Below are 4276 nucleotides of genomic sequence, written 5' to 3'. Positions count from 1 at the left end.
GCCGCGGTGCGTGCCGCGGTGCGGGGCAGCCGCGCGTTGGCCCTCGACTACTACTCGGCTTCACGCGACACGCTGTCCGCCCGGATCATCGACCCGATCCGCGTGGTGGTGGTCGGCGACCACAGCTACCTGGAGGCTTGGTCGCGCGAAGCCGAAGGGGTGCGGCTGTTCCGGTTCGACCGGATCGTCGACGCGCGGGTGCTCGACGAGCCGTCCGTGCCGCCCGAACCGGCGCTGCAGGCACCGCCGGACACCTCGTTGTTCGACGCCGATCCGTCGCTGCCGTCGGCGACGCTGCGGCTGGCCCCGTCGGCGTCCTGGATGTTCGAGTACTACCCGATGCGCCTGCTGACCGAGCTGCCCGACGGCTACTGCGAGGCAGCGATGACCTACGGCTCTGAGGATTGGATGACGCGGCTGGTGCTCGGCTTCGGGTCGGCGGTGCGGGTGCTCGCACCGGAGTCCTTGGCCCGACGGGTACGAGACGCCGCAGCGGCCGCGCTCGACACCTACCGCGCTGCGGCGCGGTCCGCTTAGCCGCCGCCGCCGCTGCGGTAGCATCGTGAGGACATCTGGAGGTATTCATAGTGAACGCTCTCACTCCGGGTCACTTGGCAATCGTCGCGGTCGTGGTGATCGTTCTGTTCGGCGCCAAGAGGCTCCCCGACGCGGCACGTTCGCTGGGCAAGTCGATGCGGATCTTCAAGTCCGAGGTCCGTGAACTGCAGAACGAAGGCAAGCCGGAAACGCCTGCCGCGCCCAGCACCACAGTGCAGGCGGAGCGAGTCGACCCGCCGGCGGCGCCGGGGCAGGGCTAGCCTGAGCGCCGCAGTCGCGGTGCCCGCCGACTAACTGACGTCCGCACCGTGCGCACCACAACCATGTTCAGGCGCCTCGATCCGCGCCTGCGTCGCAGCCGCGCCAACCCCGACGGCACCATGTCGCTGGTGGCTCATCTCACCGAGCTGCGCACCCGGCTGCTGGTCTCCGCGGCCACCATCGTGCTCACCACAGCCCTGGGCTTCGTGTGGTACTCGCACTCGGTGTTCGGCCTGGGCAGCCTCGGCGAATGGTTGCGATACCCCTACTGCTCGCTGCCGCAGTCGGCGCGGGCGCAGATCAGCGCGGACGGGCAGTGCCGGCTGTTGGCTACCGCACCGTTCGACCAGTTCATGCTGCGACTCAAGATCGCGCTCACCGTCGGAGTGGTGTTGGCCTGCCCGATGTGGCTCTACCAAGTGTGGGCCTTCATCACCCCGGGGCTTTACAAGAAGGAACGCCGTTTCGCGGTCGCGTTCGTGGTTCCCGCGGCGGTGCTGTTCGTCACCGGTGCCGTCCTGGCTTATCTGTTGCTGTCCAAGGCGTTACGCTTTCTGCTCACGGTCGGCAGCGACGTTCAGGTGACCGCACTCTCCGGCGACCGGTACTTCGGGTTTCTGCTGAACCTGCTGCTGGTCTTCGGCATCAGCTTCGAATTTCCGTTGCTGATCGTCATGCTCAACCTGATCGGAATGCTGACCTACCAACGGCTGAAGTCCTGGCGACGCGGACTGATCTTCGCGATGTTCGTGTTCGCGGCGATCTTCACCCCGGGCTCCGACCCGTTCTCGATGGTCGCGCTCGGTTTGGCGCTGACCGTGCTGCTGGAGCTGGCCATCCAGATCGCGCGATTCCACGACAGCCGAAAAGCCAGGCGCCAAACGGTGATTGCCGACGACGAAGCGTCCGTCGTCGACCCGCCGTCGCCGGTGGCCACGCCGTCGCGCAACGCAGGACCACATGACGACGTCACATAGCTTCCTCTCCCGGCGCGAGCGTGCGTGTTTGCACGCTGACAAGCCGGTTTCGCCGGCAAAGTCTGCACCCTCATGCAGGACAGGCATGCCATGATCGAGCTGGAACGCTTCGCCGCCGAACTGCCCTTCGGGCTGGACGGCTTCCAGCAGCGCGCCTGCGCGGCACTCGAGCACGGGCACGGCGTGCTGGTCTGTGCGCCGACCGGCGCCGGCAAGACAGTGGTCGGCGAGTTCGCGGTGCACCTGGCGCTGGTTGGCGGCGGCAAATGCTTCTACACCACTCCGCTCAAGGCGCTGAGCAACCAGAAGCACACCGACTTCGCGGCCCGCTACGGCAAAAACCGCATCGGGCTGCTCACCGGCGATTTGTCGGTCAACGCCAACGCCCCGGTCGTGGTGATGACCACCGAGGTGCTGCGAAACATGCTCTACGCCAATTCACCTGCCCTGCAAGGGCTTTCGCACGTCGTGATGGACGAAGTGCATTTCCTGGCCGACCGGATGCGCGGCGCAGTGTGGGAAGAGGTCATCCTGCATCTGGCCGACGAGGTGCGGTTGGTCAGCCTGTCGGCCACCGTCAGCAACGCCGAGGAGTTCGGCGGCTGGATCCAGACCGTGCGCGGTGACACCACCGTCGTGGTCGACGAACACCGCCCGGTGCCGCTGTGGCAACACGTCCTGGTGGGCAAGCGTCTCTTCGAGCTGTTCGACTACGGCGGCGATCCGGCCGACAGGACCAGCCAGCCGCGAGTCGACCCGAGTCTGCTGCGCCATATCGCCCACCGCCGGGAGGCCGACCGGCTGGCTGATTGGCGAAGCCCCCGGCGCCAGACGAGAAGATCAAGCGCCGGGCGCGGTGGCCGGCCCACCATGTACCGGCCGCCGCCGCGGCCGGAGGTGATCGCCACCCTGGACCGCGAAGGGCTGCTGCCCGCCATCACGTTCGTGTTCTCCCGCGTCGGCTGTGACGCCGCAGTGAAGCAATGCCTGCGCTCCCCGCTGCGGCTGACCACTGAAGAGGAGCGGGCCCAGATCGCCGAGGTGATCGACCACCGGTGCGGCGACCTTGCGGACGCCGACCTGGACATTTTGGGCTATTACGAGTGGCGGGAGGGACTGCTGCGCGGGCTGGCCGCCCACCACGCCGGCCTGCTGCCGGTGTTCCGGCACACCGTGGAGGAATTGTTCACCGCCGGGCTGATCAAAGCAGTGTTCGCCACTGAGACCCTGGCGCTGGGCATCAATATGCCCGCGCGCACCGTCGTGCTCGAACGGCTGGTCAAGTTCAACGGCGAGCAGCACGTCGCGCTGACGCCGGGGGAGTACACGCAGCTGACCGGTCGCGCGGGCCGGCGCGGTATTGACGTGGAAGGCCACGCGGTGGTGATCTGGCAGCCCGACATCCAGCCGGCCGAGGTAGCGGGCCTGGCCTCGACCCGTACTTTCCCGCTACGCAGCTCATTCGCGCCGTCGTACAACATGACGATCAACCTGGTACAGCAGATGGGGCCCGACGAGGCACACCGGCTGCTGGAGCAGTCGTTTGCGCAGTATCAGGCGGACCGATCGGTGGTCGGGCTGGTCCGCGGAGTCGAGCGCGGCGAGCGGATGCTCGACGAGATCGCCGCCGAGTTGGGCGGCCGAGATGCCGCGATTCTCGACTACGCCCGGCTGGCTGAGCGGATCTCTGAACGTGAGCGCGCCCAGGCGCGTGTGTCGCGCTTGCAGCGACGACAAGCGGCCAACGACGCGTTGGCGTCGCTGCGCCGCGGCGACATCATCACGATCACCCACGGCCGGCGTGGCGGCTTGGCGGTTGTGCTGGAATCCGACCGGGACAGTTCGGAGCCGAGACCGCTGGTGCTGACTGAACACCGCTGGGCCGGCCGTATCTCTTCGGCTGACTATTCCGGCACGTCGGCGCCGGTGGGCTCGATGACACTGCCCAAGCGGGTCGAACATCGCCAGCCGCGAGTCCGCCGCGATCTGGCTTCGGCGCTGCGGTCAGCGGCGGCGGGCCTGACCATCGCTACCGGCCGTGCCAACCGCGGCGCCCGTCACGAAGCCGCAGACGCCGACACCGAGCTGGCATCGTTGCGCGACAAGCTGCGGCGGCATTCAGCGCACCGCGCACCGGATCGCGACACCAAGTTGCGTATCGCCGAGCGGTATCTGCGCGTCGAGCGCGACAATGCGCAGCTGCAGAAGAAAGTGGCGGCCGCCACCAACTCGCTGGCCCGCACCTTCGACCGGATCGTCGGGCTACTCACCGAGCGAGGATTCATCGAGACCGTGAACGGTGAAAACGGCGAAGCCGGTGATCCGCAGGTCACCGACGACGGTCGACTGCTGGCGCGGATCTACAGCGAAAGCGACCTCCTGGTCGCCGAATGCCTGCGCAGCGGCGCCTGGACGCAGCTGGAGCCGGCGGAGTTGGCCGCGGTGGTGTCGACGGTGCTCTACGAGGCGCGCGGCAGCGC

Annotated in this window: 4 protein-coding genes; all 4 read left to right on the top strand. The window is 67.8% G+C overall.

The features are described from left to right. Positions 1-537: WYL domain-containing protein (locus WA317_RS22030; RefSeq protein WP_425175050.1), on the top strand; the 537-nt coding region annotated here is incomplete at its 5' end. A gap of 50 nt (positions 538-587) precedes the next feature. Continuing rightward, entirely contained in the window at positions 588-818 is a 231-nt protein-coding gene (gene tatA / locus WA317_RS22025; RefSeq protein ID WP_425175049.1) for a Sec-independent protein translocase subunit TatA, read from the top strand. Between the two features lie 63 nt (positions 819-881). Then, positions 882-1796 carry a twin-arginine translocase subunit TatC gene (gene tatC / locus WA317_RS22020; protein WP_425175052.1) on the top strand — a complete coding sequence of 305 codons (915 nt, stop codon included), beginning with the start codon at positions 882-884 and terminating at the stop codon, positions 1794-1796. Between the two features lie 90 nt (positions 1797-1886). After that, a partial coding sequence (locus WA317_RS22015; protein ID WP_425175051.1) for a DEAD/DEAH box helicase occupies positions 1887-4276 on the top strand: 2390 nt, incomplete at its 3' end.

The organism is Mycobacterium sp., from assembly GCF_049802695.1.
GTDB lineage: Bacteria > Actinomycetota > Actinomycetes > Mycobacteriales > Mycobacteriaceae > Mycobacterium.
This window is presented reverse-complemented; position numbering and strand designations above follow the sequence as displayed.